We start from the raw sequence: 15,606 nt of genomic DNA, 5'->3' as shown, positions 1-15,606 counted from the left end.
CCGTAAGATTCCGTCGCTTCGTCGTCAGAAGCTGTCGCGCCCCTGTAAATTGGCCGCATAGGCCAGTAGAATCACGGGTTTTGCGAACAACCCCGTGGAGTGGATGGCATGGCGGACGTGAAGAAGGTTGTCCTGGCGTATTCCGGTGGCCTGGATACTTCGGTGATTCTCAAGTGGCTGCAGGATACCTATGCCTGCGAGGTGGTGACTTTCACTGCCGATCTCGGCCAGGGCGAGGAAGTGGAACCCGCTCGCGCCAAGGCCAAGGCGCTGGGCGTCAAGGAAATCTACATCGACGATCTGCGCGAAGAGTTCGTGCGCGATTTCGTCTACCCGATGTTCCGTGCCAATGCCGTCTACGAGGGCGAGTACCTGCTGGGTACTTCCATCGCCCGTCCGTTGATCGCCAAGCGTCTGATCGAGATCGCCAACGAAACCGGCGCCGACGCCATTTCCCACGGCGCCACTGGCAAGGGTAACGACCAGGTTCGTTTCGAGCTGGGCGCCTATGCGCTCAAGCCGGGCGTCAAGGTGATCGCTCCCTGGCGCGAGTGGGACCTGCTGTCCCGCGAGAAGCTGATGGATTACGCCGAAAAGCACGGCATTCCGATCGAGCGCCACGGCAAGAAGAAGTCCCCGTATTCCATGGACGCCAACCTGCTGCACATTTCCTATGAAGGCGGCGTGCTGGAAGACACCTGGACCGAGCACGAAGAGGACATGTGGCGCTGGACCAAGTCCCCCGAGGCCGCGCCGGATACCCCCACCTACATCGAGCTGACCTACCGCGCCGGCGACATCGTCGCCATCGACGGCAAGGACATGACCCCGGCCCAGGTGCTGACCGAGCTGAACCGCATCGGCGGCGAAAACGGCATCGGCCGCCTCGACATCGTCGAGAACCGCTATGTCGGCATGAAGTCCCGCGGCTGCTACGAGACCCCCGGCGGCACCATCATGCTCAAGGCGCACCGCGCCATCGAGTCGATCACCCTGGACCGCGAAGTCGCTCACCTGAAGGATGAGCTGATGCCGCGCTACGCCAGCCTGATCTACACCGGCTACTGGTGGAGCCCCGAGCGCCTGATGCTGCAGCAGATGATCGACGCCTCACAGGCCAACGTGAACGGTGTCGTGCGCCTGAAGCTGTACAAGGGCAACGTCATCGTGGTCGGCCGCAAGTCCGACGATTCGCTGTTCGACCTGAACATCGCGACCTTCGAGGAAGACGGCGGTGCCTACAATCAGGCTGATGCGGCCGGTTTCATCAAGCTCAACGCCCTGCGCATGCGCATTGCGGCGAACAAGGGCCGCAAGCTGTTCTAAGACAGCGGCAGGCTGCAAGCGGTAAACGCGAACCCCGGCCACAAGCCGGGGTTCGCCATTCATAGCCATGAGGAGAAGAACGATGCGACTGTTGCATACCATGCTGCGCGTCGGCGACCTGGATAAATCCATCGCCTTCTACACCGAAGTGCTGGGCATGACCCTGCTGCGGCGCAAGGATTACCCGGACGGACAGTTCACTCTGGCGTTCGTCGGCTATGGCGACGAGGCGCACAACAGTGTGATCGAACTGACCTACAACTGGGGCGTCGACAAGTACGAGTTGGGCACCGGCTACGGCCATATCGCCCTGGAAGTGGAGGATGTCTACAAGGCCTGCGAAGACATCCGCGCCCGCGGTGGCAAGATCACCCGCGAGCCGGGGCCGATGAAGCACGGGAGCAGCATTCTGGCCTTCGTCGAGGACCCGGACGGCTACAAGATCGAGCTGCTTTCGCCGTCGCGCAACGACTGACGGCGACGCAACAAAAAGCCCCGCTCCGCAGGCTGTGTGAAAACCTAGCAGTCTGCGTGCAAGCTGAAGACAATGCCTCCATCGGTCGATGGGGGCATTGTTGTTTATGGGATACATCCAGGGCGAAGGTCGTCAGCAAAGCAGCTTGTTTCCACCCACGTTGGAGGAGCTGGTGCCAGAGGATCATGAAGCAGTGGATCCTGGGTAATGGCCGCTTCCTGCTCCGACAACTGCGGGGGAGCGCGTACGGAAATGGCCCTGGCGGTCAACGCCTACAACCTGAAACGCGCCATCAATGTACTTGGTGCCCGTCGGTTGATCGAACTGTTGGGATAAATCCCGCTTGCCATTTCCAAGCATCAAAAACGCCAACGCCCCGAACCAGTCGGGGCGTTGGATTTGCCTATCGTCAGAGCGTTTTCACACGCTCTGTTCGGCGGGGCTTTTTCATTTCGACGAACCGTCAGAGATCGAAATCGTAATCGGCGAGTTGCTTCTGCAGGCGGCGCTCTTCGAGGTAGTTGTCGATGATGCGACGCTTGGTGAGATTGGTCTTGGCTACTTCCACAGCGGCTTCGGCTGCTTCTTCCGAATCTTCCGCGACGAAGTCATCTTCGAGTTCGATTTCAGCTTTGTCAGTGGCCATGTATTCACTCCAGGCTACGGGGTGCTATTGGCGCACCTTATAGCGGCAAAGCCGGAGCGGGTAAAAAAGATTTTTTCAATCGACTGGTCAGTAATCGCAATAAACGATCAATCGTCCGATGTCTTGTGCTTGTACTCGCACAAATCCTCGATCCGGCAACTGCCACACAATGGCTTGCGCGCCTTGCACACGTAGCGGCCATGAAGAATCAACCAGTGGTGGGCGTCGAGCAGATAATCCTTGGGGACGAACTTCACCAGCTTGCGTTCCACTTCCAGGACGTTCTTGCCAGGCGCAATGTTGGTGCGGTTGGCGACCCGGAAGATGTGCGTGTCCACCGCCATGGTCGGCTGGCGGAAGGCGGTGTTCAGTACCACGTTGGCGGTCTTGCGGCCCACGCCGGGCAGGGCTTCGAGGTCTTCGCGGTTGTCCGGGACCTGGCTGCCGTGCTTCTCGATGAGAATCCGGCAGGTCTCGATGACGTTCTTGGCCTTGCTGTTGTAGAGGCCGATGGTCTTGATGTACTCGGAAAGCCCTTCCACCCCCAGCGCATGAATGGCTTCGGGCGTATTGGCGACCGGAAACAGCTTCGCCGTGGCCTTGTTCACCCCGACGTCGGTGGCCTGGGCCGACAGAATCACGGCGATCAGCAGCTCGAAGGGCGTTGTGAAGGCCAGCTCGGTGGTCGGGTTGGGGTTGTCTTCGTGCAGACGGCGGAAAATCTCCAGGCGCTTGGCAGCGTTCATTCGATCACTCCGGTCACGCGAACGCGGCGACTCTGTACGGGAACCTGCGGCTGGCGTGCCTTGGCGCGTTCGGCAAGGCTCTCGTCGACGCGGTTCTTCAGAGCAATTAGCAGGCCCAGGACAAGGAACGCACCGGGCGGCAGGATCGCCAACAGGAAGCCTTTGTACTCGGGGAATACGGTGACCTGCCAATCGGCGGCGACCGGGCCGAACAGCAGGTGCATGTTGGCGAACAGCGCGCCGGTGCCGAACAGCTCGCGCAGGCCGCCCAACACCACCAGCACCAGGCAGAAGCCGAACCCCATCATCAGGCCGTCGAAGCTGGCCAGCGCCGGATTGTGCTTGGCGGCGAAGCCATCGGCGCGGCCGAGGATCACACAGTTGGTGGTGATCAGCGGGATGAAAATGCCGAGGATCTGATACAGCTCGTAGGTGAACGCCTGCATCAGCAGCTCGATGCAGGTGGTCAGCGCAGCGATGATCATCACGAAGGCGGGCAGCCGCACCGCGGTGTTGACGACCCCGCGCACCAGCGACACCGCGAGGTTGGAGCAGGTCAGCACCAGGGCGGTGGCGAGCCCCAGGCCCAGGGCGTTGACGGTGGAGTTGCTCACCCCCAGCAGCGGGCAGAGGCCGAGTAACTGGACCAGCGCCGGATTGTTCTTCCACAGGCCGTTGAAGGTCAGCTCGCGATAACTGGGATTAGCCATTGGGGTTCACCTCGGCGAACAGCTCCGCCTTGTGTGCATCGAAGAATTGCAGGGCCTTGTGCACCGCCTTGACCACCGCCCGCGGCGTGATGGTGGCGCCGGCGAACTGGTCGAACTCGCCGCGATCCTTCTTCACCGCCCAGCCGGCTTCGCCGGGATTGGTCAGCGATTTACCCTCGAACCCGTGCATCCAGGGACTCTTGGCCAGCTCGATCCGGTCGCCCAAGCCAGGGGTTTCCCGGTGGCTGAGTACGCGCACACCGGCGAGGCGGCCGTCCGCCTGGATGCCGACCAGCAGGCGAATAGCCCCGCTGTAGCCATCCGGCGCCGTGGCCTGGAGGATGATCGCGGTGGGCTTGCCTTCCTTGAGCGCGATATAGGCCGGTTGCGGAGCCTTGCTGCCCAGCAGTGGGTCGTGCAGCTCGATGCTGTTGTCCAGCAAGTGGTTGTCGTAGCTGCCGGCCGGGAGGATTTCGCCGAGCACGCGTATCTGCGCCTCGTGGGCGGAACGCTCGATGCGCGCGGCGGTGCTTTGCTGGATCAGGCTCACCACGCCCACCGTGGCCACGGCGAACAGGCCGAGGACCAGGCTGTTCTTCAGCATCGAACGGCTGATTTCAGGCAGCACGGCGTCATTCTCCCAGCTTGAAGCCGCGCTCGGCCTTGCGGTGGCCGTAGGTGCGCGGGCGGGTGTAGTAGTCGATGGTCGGCGCCGCCAGGTTCATCAGCAGCACGGCGAAGGCGACACCGTCCGGGTAGCCGCCCCAGGTCCGGATCACGTAGACGAGGATGCCGACGCCCGCACCGAAGATCAGCCGGCCGAGCTGGCTGGTGGCGCCGCTGACCGGGTCGGTGACGATGAAGAAGGCACCGAGCATGGTGGCGCCGCTGAGCAGGTGGAACAGGGGCGAGCCGTGGGTATCCGAGCCGGTGCCGTTCCAGAAGATCAGGCTCATCAGGGCCAGGGTGGCGAGCATCCCGACCGGTGCATGCCAACTGAACAGGCGCTTGTAGAGCAGGAAGAGGCCGCCGGCCAGGAACGCCAGGTTGACCCATTCCGCGCCGGCGCCGCCGAACTGGCCGAAGGCCGGGTTCTGTGCGCGCAGTTCGTCCATGGTCAGGCGGTTGTTGATCTTCAGGCTGTCCAGCGCGGTGGCGTGGGCCCAGCCGTCGGGTAGTGCGGCGATGCCGAAGATCTGCTTCAGCCCTTCGCCGATGCCTACGCTGTGGGCGGCAGGCCAACTGGTCATTTCCACCGGGAAGGAAATCAGCACCACGACATAGCCGATCATGGCCGGGTTGAACGGGTTCTGCCCGAGCCCGCCGTAAAGCTGCTTGCCGAAGACGATGGCGAAGGCGGTGGCGATCAGCGTCAGCCACCAGGGGGAATAGGGGGGCAGGGCCAGGGCGAGCAGGACGGCGGTGACCAGTGCGCTGCCATCCTGCAGGAAGAACAGTACGGGGCGTTGGCGCAGCCGCAGGATCGCCGCTTCGGTGGCGAGCGCCACGGCGCTCGCCAGGCACAGGTTGGCCAGCGTGCCGACGCCATAGAGCCAGGTCAGGGCCAGCGCGCCGGGCAGGGTGGCGGCGAGTACCAGCAGCATGACCCGCTGGGTCCGGTTGCTGCCCTTGGCGTGGGGCGAGGTGATGCGTGGCAGGGCCATCGGCTCTCCGGTCGTTCGCTTGCGTCCTCCCGCAGGAGGGCTGTCGGTCAGTTCGTGTGCTTGCCCAGGCGGCGCTCGGCTTCGGCGAGCCGGGCGCGGGCCGCATCCAGGGCATCCGCCGGTGCGTTCTCGTCGCGCTCCAGCTTGCGCAGGTCGGCACGGGCGAAAGCGATTTCGGTTTTCAGTTCGCGGGTCCTGTCGTCCACCGGGCGTTTGTCCACCAATGCGCGGTCCGGCTCGGGCCGATTGGTGGTCGCTTCGGCGGCATGCAAGGCCTCCTCCGCATCGCGGACGGCGTCGCGCAGCTTGCTCAGCTCGGCGTCGTCGGTCACGGTTTTTTCAGCTTTCTTCAGTTCCGCGCGCTTCATGGCCAGTTCGATCTTGGCTTTCTTCAGCGGATCGATGGCTTGGGCTTCCGGCTTGGGCTCGGCGGCCGGAATTTGGCCTTCCAGCTCGGCGAGGACTTTCTCGGCGGCGGCGAGCTGGCTGCGCAACTGCTCCAGCTCGGCCTGCTGCTCGGCGCTAGGAGCCTCGACCTTTTCGGCCTTGCGAATCTGCGCCTTGAGCATGGCGGCGTCGATCTTGGCTTTCTTCAGCGCTCCGTCGTCGGCCGGCTTGGCGCTGGTGGCGGCGGGCGCTGCCTGGCTTTCCAGCTCGGCGAGAGCTTTCTCGGCGGCGGCGAGCTGGCTGCGCAGTTGCTCCAGCTCGGCCTGCTGCTCGGCGCTAGGAGCCTCGACCTTTTCCGCCTTGCGAATCTGCGCCTTGAGCATGGCCGCGTCGATCTTGGCCTTCTTCAGCGCTCCGTCGTCTGCCGGCTTGGCGGGCAAAGCCGCTGTGCTGGGTGGCGCGGCTGCAAGGGCGGCATCCAGGGCCTTCTGCGCCGCTTCGGCGGCGGCGCGCAGTTCGGCGACCTGGGCTTGCAGCTCCGGCGTGTCGTGGGTGGCCAGTTGTTTCTCGGCCTTTTTCAGGGCGACCTGGGCCATGCTGGCCTCGATCTTCAGTTTCTTCTGTTCGTCGCTGAGCCCACCGGCTTTTTGCGCCGGGACGCCTGCGGCCGGGGCTTCCTGGCTGGGCACCGAGGCGCTTTCCGCCTGCAGGGCCTTGGCCCGTGCGGCCTTTTCGGCGCGCGCCTTGCGTTCGGCTTCCTTCTGTTCTTCGGCGCGGCGCAGGCGTTCCTGGCGCAGCTCGAAGCGCTGCTTGGAGTGTTCGGCTTTCTGCTGCTTTTGCTCCAGCTCGCGAATCTCGCCTTTGGCGGCGCGGTAGTACTGCACCAGCGGGATGTTCGACGGGCAGACGTAGGCACAGGCGCCGCATTCGATGCAGTCGAACAGGTTGTAGGCCTTGAGCTGTTCGTGGTCCTGGCCTAGGGCGAAGAAGTGCAATTGCTGGGGCAACAGGCTGGCCGGGCAGGCTTCGGCGCATTCGCCGCAGCGGATGCACGGCAGCGCCGGAGGAGGCGGCGGCAGTTCGGTAGCCGTGCTGGCGAGCAGGCAGTTGCTGGTCTTCACCAGCGGTACGTCCATGGATGGCAGGGTGAAGCCCATCATCGGGCCACCCATGATCAGGCGGTTGAGCTTCGACGAGTCGAGGCCGGCGAATGCCAGCAGCTCGCCCACCGGTGTGCCGATCAGCGCCTCCACGTTCATCGATCGCGCCAGGGCTTCGCCGGTCAGGGTGGTGATCCGCGAAATCAGCGGCTGGCCGAGCAGGACGGCGTCATGGATGGCGACGCAGGTGCCGACGTTCTGGCAGAGCATGCCGATGTCCGCCGGCAGGCCGCCGGAGGGGACTTCCTTGCCGGTGAGGATCTGGATCAGTTGCTTCTCGCCGCCGGACGGGTACTTGGTCGGGAACACCCGTACGCTGAACGGCCGCTCGCCAACGGCCGCGCGCACCGCTGCGATGGCCTCCGGCTTGTTGTCTTCGATGCCGATCAGCACCTCGGCGGGCTGGATCAGGTGGGCGAGAATCTCGATGCCGGCGACCAGTTCGGCAGCCTTTTCGCGCATCAACAGGTCATCGGCGGTGATGTAGGGCTCGCACTCGGTGCCGTTGATGATCAGCGTGTGGATTTTCTGCTGCGGCCGCGCCGTCAGTTTCACTGCCGTGGGGAAGCCGGCGCCGCCGAGGCCGGCGATGCCTGCCTGGCGGATGCGTTCGAGTAGGGCCGAGGGCTCCAGGCTGCGGTAGTCGGCGCAGGGGGCCAGCTCGATCCATTCGTCGAGGCCGTCGCTGTCGATGACGATGGCGGCGGCGGGCATGCCGGACACGTGCGGGTAGGGCTGCGGACCGATGAAGCTGACCACCCCGGAGGTAGGGGCATGCACCGGGGCGCTGACGAAGCTGCTCGCCTCGGCGATCTTCTGGCCCTTGAGGACCCGTTCGCCCAGCGTGACGCAGGGTTCGGCGGGGCTGCCGATGTGCTGGCCGAGCGGCATGACCAGGCGCTTGGGCAGCGGGGCCGGCTGGATCGGCGTGTGGTTGGAGAGGGTCTTGCGTTCCGCCGGATGGATGCCGCCGTGAATATCCCAGACTTTCAACGACGTCATGCGGCCTGCTCCCGGTCGCTGGCGATCAGTTGACCTGGGGCCAGTGGCAGGTCCCATTTCCAGCTTTGCACGTTACTGCCCAACTCGATCATGTCGATGCAATCCACCGGACAGGGCTCCACGCAGAGGTCGCAGCCGGTGCACTCGGAGACGATCACCGTGTGCATCTGCCGTGCCGCGCCGACGATGGCGTCCACCGGGCAGGCCTGGATGCACTTGGTGCAGCCGATGCACTCGGCCTCGCGGATGTAGGCCACGCGCGGCGGGACTTCCTCGGCCGCGTCCAGCGGTTCCGGCTCGACATCGAGCAGGTCGGCCAGGGCCTGGATGGTGGCCTCGCCGCCCGGTGGGCACTTGTTGATCTTGTCGCCGTTGGCGATGGCCTCGGCGTAGGGCTTGCAGCCCGGATAGCCGCACTGGCCGCACTGGGTCTGCGGCAGCAGGGCGTTGATCTGTTCGGCGATGGGGTCGCCCTCGACGCGGAAACGCACCGCGGCGAACCCGAGGATCGCCCCGCACATCAGGCAGAGTGCGAGCAGGGCGAGGATGGCGACGACGACCAGGCTCATAGCTTGATCAACCCCGTGAAGCCCATGAAGGCCAGCGACATCAGGCCGGCGGTGACCATGCCGATGGCCGCGCCCTGGAACGACTTGGGCACATCGGCGATAGCGATGCGCTCGCGCATGGCGGCGAATAACACCAGCACCAGGGAAAAGCCCAGGCCGGCGGCGAAGCCGTTGGCGGTGGCGGTGATGAAGGTGAATTCGGCCTTGTTGGCGTTCAGCAGCGCGACGCCGAGCACGATGCAGTTGGTGGTGATCAGCGGCAGGAAGATGCCGAGCACGCGGTAGAGCAGGGGGCTGGTCTTGTTCACCACCATCTCGGTGAACTGCACGACCACGGCGATGACCAGGATGAAGCTGATGGTACGCAGGAACTCCAGGTCCAGCGGCTTGAGCACGTACTGCTGCACCAGGTAGCTGCACATAGCCGCCAGCGTCAGTACGAAGGTGGTTGCCAGCGACAGGCCGATGGCCGTTTCGATTTTCTTCGAAACGCCCATGAACGGGCAGAGTCCAAGGAACTGAACCAGCACGAAGTTGTTGACCAGTATGGCGCTAACCATGATCAGGGCGAGTTCGGTCATGCGTGGAGCACCGTCGCGGCTGGAAAGGCCTGAAAAAAGGGGCGCCTATTATCGGGAACTGCTTGGGCCGCTGCAATTGGAACTATGCTGCGACTAAACGACGCGAAAGATTGTCCTACAGCTTTGTTGCTAAAAGTTAGTTTATACCAGTGATGGTATGCCCGACCTGTCGGCGGGCCTGACCAGCATGGACGGTGACAACGGCGCAATCAGCCTCCCATGGAGAACGAGTGTGGCGTATCAACGGACGCGCGGTTTTACCCTCATCGAACTGATGGTGGTGGTCGCCATCATCGGCATCCTGGCTTCCATCGCCTGGCCCAGCTATCGGCAGTACGTCATTCGTGGCAACCGGGTCGCGGCCCAGGCGCAGATGATGGACATCGCCAACCGGGAGAAGCAGTTCCTTCTCGCCAACCGGGCCTATGCCGACAAGACCGCGCTCGAAGCCAGCGGCTATCGATTGCCGTCCGAAGTCAGCCGCAATTACAGCTACGCTATCTCCGTCGGCACCGGCACGGTGCCTTCGTTCACCATTACCTTCACCGCCATCGGCAGCCAGGCCAGCGACGGCAATCTCACCCTGAACAGCGAAGGGGTGAAGACGCCCGCGGATAAGTGGTGACGCCCATGAACGGTCGGCAAGCAGGCGTCAGCCTCGTCGAAGTGCTGGTCACCATGGTGATCCTGGCCATCGGCCTGCTCGGGGTGATGGGGTTGCAGGCCCGCCTGCAGCAATCCGAGATGGAAGCCTACCAGCGTTCGCAGGCGTTGCTCCTGCTCGACGATATGGCCAACCGGCTCGCCGCCAATCGCAACGCGGCGGCCAGCTATGTAACGGGTAGCGCCAACCCCCTCGGCGCGGGCATGACCTGCCCCACCGCCACGACCACCCAGCAGCAGCGCGATGCCAAGGAATGGTGCGAAGCCTTGCAGGGGGCCGCCGAAATCAGCGATGCCAGCCGGGTCGGCGCGATGATCGGCGGGCGCGGCTGCGTGGAATCGCTCGGTAGCGGCCAGTACCTGATCACGGTGGCGTGGCAGGGGATGGCGCCGTTGAGCGCCCCGGTAGCCGGCACCACCTGCGGACAGAACCTCTACGACGGCGGCACCGGCAGTCAATGCACCGATGACCGCTGCCGTCGCGTGGTCACCACCCTTGTCCGGATCGCCCCGCTATGAGCCCGTCGAACCGAGTGCAGCGTGGTTTCGGCCTGATCGAATTGATGGTGGCCATGACCATCGCCCTGATCCTGACCGCCGCGATCCTGACGCTGTACCTGGACATGAGCCGTACCAATACGGAGATGGCCAAGACCAACACGCAAATGGAAAACGGCCGGTTGGCGATCAAGGTGCTGCGCGACGACCTGATGCATGCCGGCTTCTGGAATGGCTATATCCCCGAGTTCGACGACTTGGTGGCGACCGGTATCCCGGGCGACTATCCGACGGCCATCCCGGCGCCCTGCGCCGACTATGCTTCCTGGGACACGGCGCATCGCACCAACCTGATCGGTGTGCCTGTGCAGCTCTATGCCGGCGTGCCGTCCGGTTGCACCACCCAGCTTCCCGACAAGGTACCCAACAGCGACGTGCTGGTGGTCCGGCATGTGCAAACCTGCGTGGCGGGCGTGGGCAACTGCGAGGCGGACACCGCCGGCAAGCTTTATTGGCAGACCTCCGGTTGCGAAGGCGAAAGCCGCTACCTGCTCGCCACCACGGGCTTTTCCCTGCGCAAACGCGATTGCTCGACGCCAGCGGAGAAGCGCCAGTACGTCAACAACATCTATTACCTGCGCACCTATGCGGTGACGCCGGGCGACGGTATTCCGACCCTGATGCGCTCTCGCTTCGATCTGCAGGGTGGCGTGCTCGTCCAGCAAGCGGCGGAGCCGTTGATCGAAGGGGTCGAGGCCATGCGCTTCGAGTTCGGCGTCGACAACCTCAGCGATTCCGGCGCGGCGGTGAACTATGCGGCGGCAATCGCCTGGGCGGATACCGAGAACAAGGTCTCCGCTACCAACCGGGGCGACGGCGCCGCCGACACCACGTGCCGCTCGGCCACCCCGTGCAGCCTCGCCCAACTGGTGGGCACAGTGGTGGTCAAGGTCCATCTGCTGGTGCGCAACCTGCAATCCACCCCGGGCTACAGCAGCACCAAGACCTACTCGTTGGCGGGGGAAACCTTCGGCCCGTTTACCGACGCTTTCCAACGCCATGTCTATTCCAGCACGGTCCGCCTGGTGAACATCTCCGGCAGGAGGGAAACCCCATGAATGCCAAGGCACCCCCCAAGCAGCGAGGGATGGCGCTGATCATCGCGCTGATCATGTTGCTGCTGTTGACCCTGATGGTGTCGTCCGCCTTCACCCAGAGCACCACCAACCTGGAAGTGGTGGGCAACCAGCAGTGGCGCAGCGAAGCGCTGTCGGCTGCCGACGTGGCGATCGAGCAGGTGGTGGGTTCGGCGTTCACCACGGCGCCGGTGGCGCAGGCCGTCAATGTTGACCTGAATCGGGACGATCGGACGGATTACGTCGTGCAGGTGTCCCGGCCGGAATGCGTCCGGGCCAGCCTGGCGAGTGCCACGGCACCGAGCAGCCTGACCCTGGTGGGCATGTCCAACTCCACCTGGAACACCCTCTGGGAGATGGTCGCGACGGTGGACGATCCAGCCAGCGGGGCCTCGGTACGGGTGCGCTCCGGTGTTCGCGTCCTGCTCTCCGACGCCCAGAAAAATGCGGTATGCCCCTGAATGGGCTCGATGAGGTGCGTGTTATGAGGTCGTACATTCGCATGGTGCTATTGGCCATGGCAGCCGGGTTATCCGGATTGTCGCAGGCGGAGGACATCGACCTGTTCCTGGGCACTCCGCCCAACGCGACGGGCGCGCCCAACGTGCTGATCATCCTCGACAATACGGCGAATTGGAGCACCCCGTTCGACAACGAGATCGCCGCGCTCGTCTCGGTGGTGGACGCCTTGCCGGCCGACAAGTTTCGCCTGGGGCTGATGCTCTTCACCGAGAGCGGCGGCGCGAACGCGGGTAACGACGGTGCCTACCTGCGGGCGGCGATCCGGCCGCTGACCGCTGCCAACAAGGTGCTGATGCAGAACCTCGTGCGCAGCCTGGACAAGAACGCCGACAAATCCAACGGCGGCAAGATCAGCAAGGCCATGGAAGAGGCCTACCTGTACTTTTCCGGTGGCACGCCGCACGCCGGCAACAACAAGGCGAAAACGGACTTCACCGGCAACCGGGGCATCAGTACCGCTTCCGACGCCATCTATGCCCTGAGCGGCAACGCCCTATCGAGCAAGACGGCCACCACCTATAACAACCCCATCGTGTCCGGCTGCGCTAAGAACTACGTCATCTACATCAGCAACGGTGCCGCCCAGGACAACTCCAGCGATATCGAGCAGGCGACGGCCGCGCTGGAGCGGCTGGGCGGTTCGACGACCACCATTCCGATTTCGCCCAGCGGCTCGCAGGGTAACGTCGCGGACGAGTGGGCACGCTTCATGAAGAAAAGCCCCGAGGCGATCACCACCTACACCATCGATATCAACAAGGTCACCTCCGGCCAGGGGCCCGGCTGGACGGCGCTGCTGCAGAGCGTCGCCCGGGTCAGCAGCGGCAAGTACTTCGACGTGGCCAGCAGCGGCTCGCAGATCGCCGATGCGCTGGCAACGATCTTTTCTGAGATCCAGTCGACCAACAGTGCCTTCGCCTCGGTGAGCCTGCCGATCAGCGTCAATACCCAGGGCACCTACCTCAACCAAGTGTTCGTCGGCATGTTCCGTCCGGACGAGGACTCATTTCCGCGCTGGTTCGGCAACCTGAAGCAGTACAAGCTCGGGTTGGTCAGCGGCGACCTGAGACTGCTGGACGCCGACAACAATCGGGCGATCAACGCCGAACGCGGATTCATCGCCGAGTGTGCGCGCAGTTTCTGGACGCCTACCGCGACGGACAATTACTGGTCGTTCAGCCCTCGGGGCGAATGCCTGGCCGTGGCGGGCTCGGATGCCTCCAACTACCCGGACGGCAACATCGTCGAGAAGGGCGCCCAAGCCTACGTGCTGCGCCGTGATGGCTCCCGCACGGTCCATACCTGCTCTCCCAGCTTTGGTTCCTGCAATGCGTTGACCTCGTTCAACACCGCCAATACCGCGATCACCCAGAGCCTGCTGGGCGTCGGCAGCGCCACCGAGCGCGACAGCCTGATCAATTGGTCGCGGGGGCAGGACCTGAAAGACGAGAACGGCAGGGACGGCACCACCGAGGTGCGGCCATCGGTGCATGGCGATGTGGTGCACTCGCGGCCGGTGGCGATCAACTATGGCACCGACAGCTCGCCCCGGGTCGTGGTGTTCTATGGCGGAAACGACGGGGCCCTGCGCGCGGTGAATGGCAATCGTGCGGCGAACTTCGGCAACTACCTTGCCGGGCAGGAGCTCTGGTCGTTCATACCGCCGGAGTTCTACGGCTCGCTCAAGCGGCTGTACGACAACGCCGTCACCATCAGCTACCCCGGGCACACCACCGGGACGCCGACACCTCAGCCGAAATCCTATGGCATGGACGGGCCCGTCGCGGCCTACAAGGACGGCAATACCGCTTGGATCTACGCCACCATGCGCCGCGGTGGACGGGCGCTGTACGCCTTCAATGTGAGCAACCCCGATTCGCCTTCGCTCAAGTGGAAGAGGGGCTGCCCCTCCAATTTCCCGGCCTCCGGCACGGTCAGCGATACGGGCTGTTCCACCGGCTTCAGTGGGATCGGCCAGACCTGGTCCACGCCGAAACTCTTCAAGGCCGCCGGTTATAGCGCGGGCACGGCGCCGCTCCTGATGATGGGCGGCGGCTACGACACCTGCGAGGATGCCGACCCCAACACCTGCACCAGCTCGACCAAGGGCAACAAGATCTATGTGATGGACGCCGATACCGGTGAGCTGCTCAGGACCTTCGACACCGAACGCAGCGTGGTGGCGGACATGACCATCGTGCCCGGCAGCAACGGTCTGGCGCTCTATGCCTACACCGCCGATCTGGGCGGCAACATCTACCGCATCACCATGGGGACGAATACGCCGGCCAACTGGAGCATCACCCGTATCGCCGCACTGGGTTGTGGTAGCGGGACGAACTGCACGGCCAACCGCAAGTTCATGTTCGCCCCGGATGTGGTGGCGGATACCTCGGGCTATATCCTGCTGCTCGGCTCGGGGGACCGCGAGAAGCCGGTGTCCAACTACACCAGCGCGACCAGCGTCACCAATTACTTCTTCATGCTGAAAGACCGCCCGGGCGATGCCAACTGGCTTACCAGCGAGTCCACCAACTGCGGCGCTGCGCGCCTGTGCCTGAATTCCCTCCTGGCCATCAGCGGCAACACCACCCCGACGAACACCCAACTGTCGCAGAAGAAGGGCTGGTACCTGGCGCTGAGCCCCACCGAGCAGGTGGTCACCTCGGCCATCACCGTGTTCGGCCAAGTGACCTTCAGCACCCACCAGCCCTCCGTACCCACCTCCGGCGTCTGTGCCACCCTGGGTGAAGCGCGGGTCTACAACATCAACTACCTCACCGCCGAAGGCGTGGATGGCCAGCGTTATCTGGATCTTGCGGGGGACGGGCTGCCGCCGTCGCCGGTGGCGGGCATGGTGACCCTGGACGATGGGACCACGCGGCCGTTCATCATCGGCGCCAATCCGGAGTCGGCGCTGGAGGGTAGCCCCGACGTCAAGCAGCTCTCGGTCGTACAGCCGACCGCGCGGGTCTACTGGAACGTCGAGGAATGAGGAAGAGCGCCATGGGCATGCACCTGCCTGCGATCGGAGCCGCGGATTGCCGGGGCTTCACCCTCGTCGAACTGCTGGTGGCAATGGCGGTGCTGGCCATCCTGGCGGGCATCGCGGTACCGGCGTTCGACAGTTTCGTCCTGAGCAACCGCCTGCGCACCTACAGCAACAGCCTCGTCGTCAGCGCCCAACTGGCCAAGAGCGAAGCCATGAAGCGCCGGACCCCCGTGACCCTGTGCAAGTCCGCCAACGGCACCAGTTGCACCACCAGTGGCGGCTGGGAACAGGGCTGGATCGTCCTCGCCGGCACCACCGTCATCCGTCGCGAACAACCGGCGGCCTCCGGCTATCTGCTGTCCACCACCACCAATAGCCTCACCTTCCAACCCAGCGGCTTCGGCTCCACCCAGGCAACCATCACCGTGTGCCGCTCATCGCCAACGGGGAGTCAGGAACGCGTGGTCACCGTCTCGGCGACCGGGCGGACGACCGTTACCAGGACGAGTACGGGGAGTTGTTCGTGATC

The 15,606-nt window shown here is 64.2% G+C and carries 16 protein-coding genes and 1 pseudogene; 9 read left to right on the top strand and 8 right to left on the bottom strand.

The window, feature by feature from the left end:
- Positions 1-108: 108 nt before the first annotated feature.
- The 3 genes and pseudogenes from PIN01S_RS20045 to PIN01S_RS26515 all read left to right on the top strand — a co-directional run.
- Positions 109-1,326: an argininosuccinate synthase gene (locus PIN01S_RS20045; RefSeq protein ID WP_084338245.1), complete on the top strand. Its 1,218-nt coding sequence runs from the start codon at positions 109-111 to the stop codon at positions 1,324-1,326.
- Positions 1,327-1,408: 82 nt separating this feature from the next.
- Positions 1,409-1,801, top strand: coding sequence for a lactoylglutathione lyase (gene gloA, locus PIN01S_RS20040; RefSeq protein WP_084338243.1), 393 nt, complete (start codon positions 1,409-1,411; stop codon positions 1,799-1,801).
- A 185-nt stretch (positions 1,802-1,986) separates the two neighbouring features.
- A pseudogene (locus tag PIN01S_RS26515) lies at positions 1,987-2,137 on the top strand (IS5/IS1182 family transposase); the annotation flags it as partial.
- 127 nt (positions 2,138-2,264) lie between these two features.
- On the opposite strand, the gene PIN01S_RS20035 reads toward PIN01S_RS26515, so the two are convergent.
- The 8 genes from PIN01S_RS20035 to rsxA form a co-directional block, all read right to left on the bottom strand.
- A complete protein-coding gene (locus PIN01S_RS20035; protein WP_084338241.1) occupies positions 2,265-2,447 on the bottom strand; it encodes a PA3496 family putative envelope integrity protein in 183 nt (60 codons plus the stop codon).
- Between the two features lie 107 nt (positions 2,448-2,554).
- Entirely contained in the window at positions 2,555-3,193 is a 639-nt protein-coding gene (gene nth / locus PIN01S_RS20030) for an endonuclease III (protein WP_084338239.1), read from the bottom strand.
- A complete protein-coding gene (locus PIN01S_RS20025; protein WP_084338237.1) occupies positions 3,190-3,903 on the bottom strand; it encodes an electron transport complex subunit E in 714 nt (237 codons plus the stop codon). The genes nth and PIN01S_RS20025 overlap by 4 nt, the downstream gene beginning before the upstream one ends.
- Positions 3,896-4,531 (bottom strand): electron transport complex subunit RsxG, encoded by a 636-nt coding sequence (gene rsxG / locus PIN01S_RS20020; protein ID WP_170837222.1) that lies wholly within the window; start codon positions 4,529-4,531, stop codon positions 3,896-3,898. Before rsxG ends, PIN01S_RS20025 begins: the two co-directional genes overlap by 8 nt.
- A 4-nt stretch (positions 4,532-4,535) precedes the next feature.
- Positions 4,536-5,567, bottom strand: coding sequence for an electron transport complex subunit RsxD (rsxD, locus tag PIN01S_RS20015; protein ID WP_084338235.1), 1,032 nt, complete (start codon positions 5,565-5,567; stop codon positions 4,536-4,538).
- Between the two features lie 47 nt (positions 5,568-5,614).
- Positions 5,615-8,116, bottom strand: coding sequence for an electron transport complex subunit RsxC (rsxC, locus tag PIN01S_RS20010; protein WP_084338233.1), 2,502 nt, complete (start codon positions 8,114-8,116; stop codon positions 5,615-5,617).
- A complete protein-coding gene (rsxB, locus tag PIN01S_RS20005; protein ID WP_084338231.1) occupies positions 8,113-8,685 on the bottom strand; it encodes an electron transport complex subunit RsxB in 573 nt (190 codons plus the stop codon). Before rsxB ends, rsxC begins: the two co-directional genes overlap by 4 nt.
- Positions 8,682-9,266, bottom strand: coding sequence for an electron transport complex subunit RsxA (gene rsxA, locus PIN01S_RS20000; RefSeq protein ID WP_084338229.1), 585 nt, complete (start codon positions 9,264-9,266; stop codon positions 8,682-8,684). The genes rsxB and rsxA overlap by 4 nt, the downstream gene beginning before the upstream one ends.
- A gap of 232 nt (positions 9,267-9,498) precedes the next feature.
- On the opposite strand from rsxA, the gene PIN01S_RS19995 reads away from it, so the two are divergent.
- The 6 genes from PIN01S_RS19995 to PIN01S_RS19970 are packed head-to-tail and all read left to right on the top strand — an operon-like array spanning position 9,499 to position 15,604.
- Positions 9,499-9,891 carry a type IV pilin protein gene (locus tag PIN01S_RS19995; RefSeq protein WP_277224561.1) on the top strand — a complete coding sequence of 131 codons (393 nt, stop codon included), beginning with the start codon at positions 9,499-9,501 and terminating at the stop codon, positions 9,889-9,891.
- A gap of 5 nt (positions 9,892-9,896) precedes the next feature.
- Positions 9,897-10,448 (top strand): type IV pilus modification protein PilV, encoded by a 552-nt coding sequence (gene pilV / locus PIN01S_RS19990; protein ID WP_084338227.1) that lies wholly within the window; start codon positions 9,897-9,899, stop codon positions 10,446-10,448.
- On the top strand, positions 10,445-11,545 hold the full coding sequence (locus PIN01S_RS19985; protein ID WP_084338225.1) for a PilW family protein: 1,101 nt from the start codon (positions 10,445-10,447) through the stop codon (positions 11,543-11,545). The genes pilV and PIN01S_RS19985 overlap by 4 nt, the downstream gene beginning before the upstream one ends.
- Positions 11,542-12,024, top strand: a complete 483-nt coding sequence (locus PIN01S_RS19980; protein ID WP_084338223.1) for a PilX N-terminal domain-containing pilus assembly protein — start codon at positions 11,542-11,544, stop codon at positions 12,022-12,024. Before PIN01S_RS19985 ends, PIN01S_RS19980 begins: the two co-directional genes overlap by 4 nt.
- A gap of 23 nt (positions 12,025-12,047) precedes the next feature.
- The gene (locus PIN01S_RS19975; RefSeq protein ID WP_084338335.1) at positions 12,048-15,080 is read left to right on the top strand and encodes a pilus assembly protein; all 3,033 of its coding nucleotides are present in this window, start codon (positions 12,048-12,050) and stop codon (positions 15,078-15,080) included.
- On the top strand, positions 15,077-15,604 hold the full coding sequence (locus PIN01S_RS19970; RefSeq protein ID WP_244506025.1) for a GspH/FimT family pseudopilin: 528 nt from the start codon (positions 15,077-15,079) through the stop codon (positions 15,602-15,604). The genes PIN01S_RS19975 and PIN01S_RS19970 overlap by 4 nt, the downstream gene beginning before the upstream one ends.
- The last annotated feature ends 2 nt before the right edge of the window (positions 15,605-15,606 follow it).

Origin of the sequence: Pseudomonas indica NBRC 103045 (genome assembly GCF_002091635.1) — a bacterium.
GTDB lineage: Bacteria > Pseudomonadota > Gammaproteobacteria > Pseudomonadales > Pseudomonadaceae > Pseudomonas_M > Pseudomonas_M indica.
This window is presented reverse-complemented; position numbering and strand designations above follow the sequence as displayed.

What these genes read in the sequence shown, in the direction of transcription:
- PIN01S_RS20045 (WP_084338245.1), top strand. Translation starts at nt 109, where the DNA reads ATGGCGGACGTGAAGAAGGTTGTCCTGGCGTATTCCGGTGGCCTGGAT.
- gloA (WP_084338243.1), top strand. Translation starts at nt 1,409, where the DNA reads ATGCGACTGTTGCATACCATGCTGCGCGTCGGCGACCTGGATAAATCC.
- PIN01S_RS20035 (WP_084338241.1), bottom strand. Translation starts at nt 2,447, where the DNA reads ATGGCCACTGACAAAGCTGAAATCGAACTCGAAGATGACTTCGTCGCG.
- nth (WP_084338239.1), bottom strand. Translation starts at nt 3,193, where the DNA reads ATGAACGCTGCCAAGCGCCTGGAGATTTTCCGCCGTCTGCACGAAGAC.
- PIN01S_RS20025 (WP_084338237.1), bottom strand. Translation starts at nt 3,903, where the DNA reads ATGGCTAATCCCAGTTATCGCGAGCTGACCTTCAACGGCCTGTGGAAG.
- rsxD (WP_084338235.1), bottom strand. Translation starts at nt 5,567, where the DNA reads ATGGCCCTGCCACGCATCACCTCGCCCCACGCCAAGGGCAGCAACCGG.
- rsxC (WP_084338233.1), bottom strand. Translation starts at nt 8,116, where the DNA reads ATGACGTCGTTGAAAGTCTGGGATATTCACGGCGGCATCCATCCGGCG.
- rsxB (WP_084338231.1), bottom strand. Translation starts at nt 8,685, where the DNA reads ATGAGCCTGGTCGTCGTCGCCATCCTCGCCCTGCTCGCACTCTGCCTG.
- rsxA (WP_084338229.1), bottom strand. Translation starts at nt 9,266, where the DNA reads ATGACCGAACTCGCCCTGATCATGGTTAGCGCCATACTGGTCAACAAC.
- pilV (WP_084338227.1), top strand. Translation starts at nt 9,897, where the DNA reads ATGAACGGTCGGCAAGCAGGCGTCAGCCTCGTCGAAGTGCTGGTCACC.
- PIN01S_RS19985 (WP_084338225.1), top strand. Translation starts at nt 10,445, where the DNA reads ATGAGCCCGTCGAACCGAGTGCAGCGTGGTTTCGGCCTGATCGAATTG.
- PIN01S_RS19980 (WP_084338223.1), top strand. Translation starts at nt 11,542, where the DNA reads ATGAATGCCAAGGCACCCCCCAAGCAGCGAGGGATGGCGCTGATCATC.
- PIN01S_RS19975 (WP_084338335.1), top strand. Translation starts at nt 12,048, where the DNA reads ATGAGGTCGTACATTCGCATGGTGCTATTGGCCATGGCAGCCGGGTTA.
- PIN01S_RS19970 (WP_244506025.1), top strand. Translation starts at nt 15,077, where the DNA reads ATGAGGAAGAGCGCCATGGGCATGCACCTGCCTGCGATCGGAGCCGCG.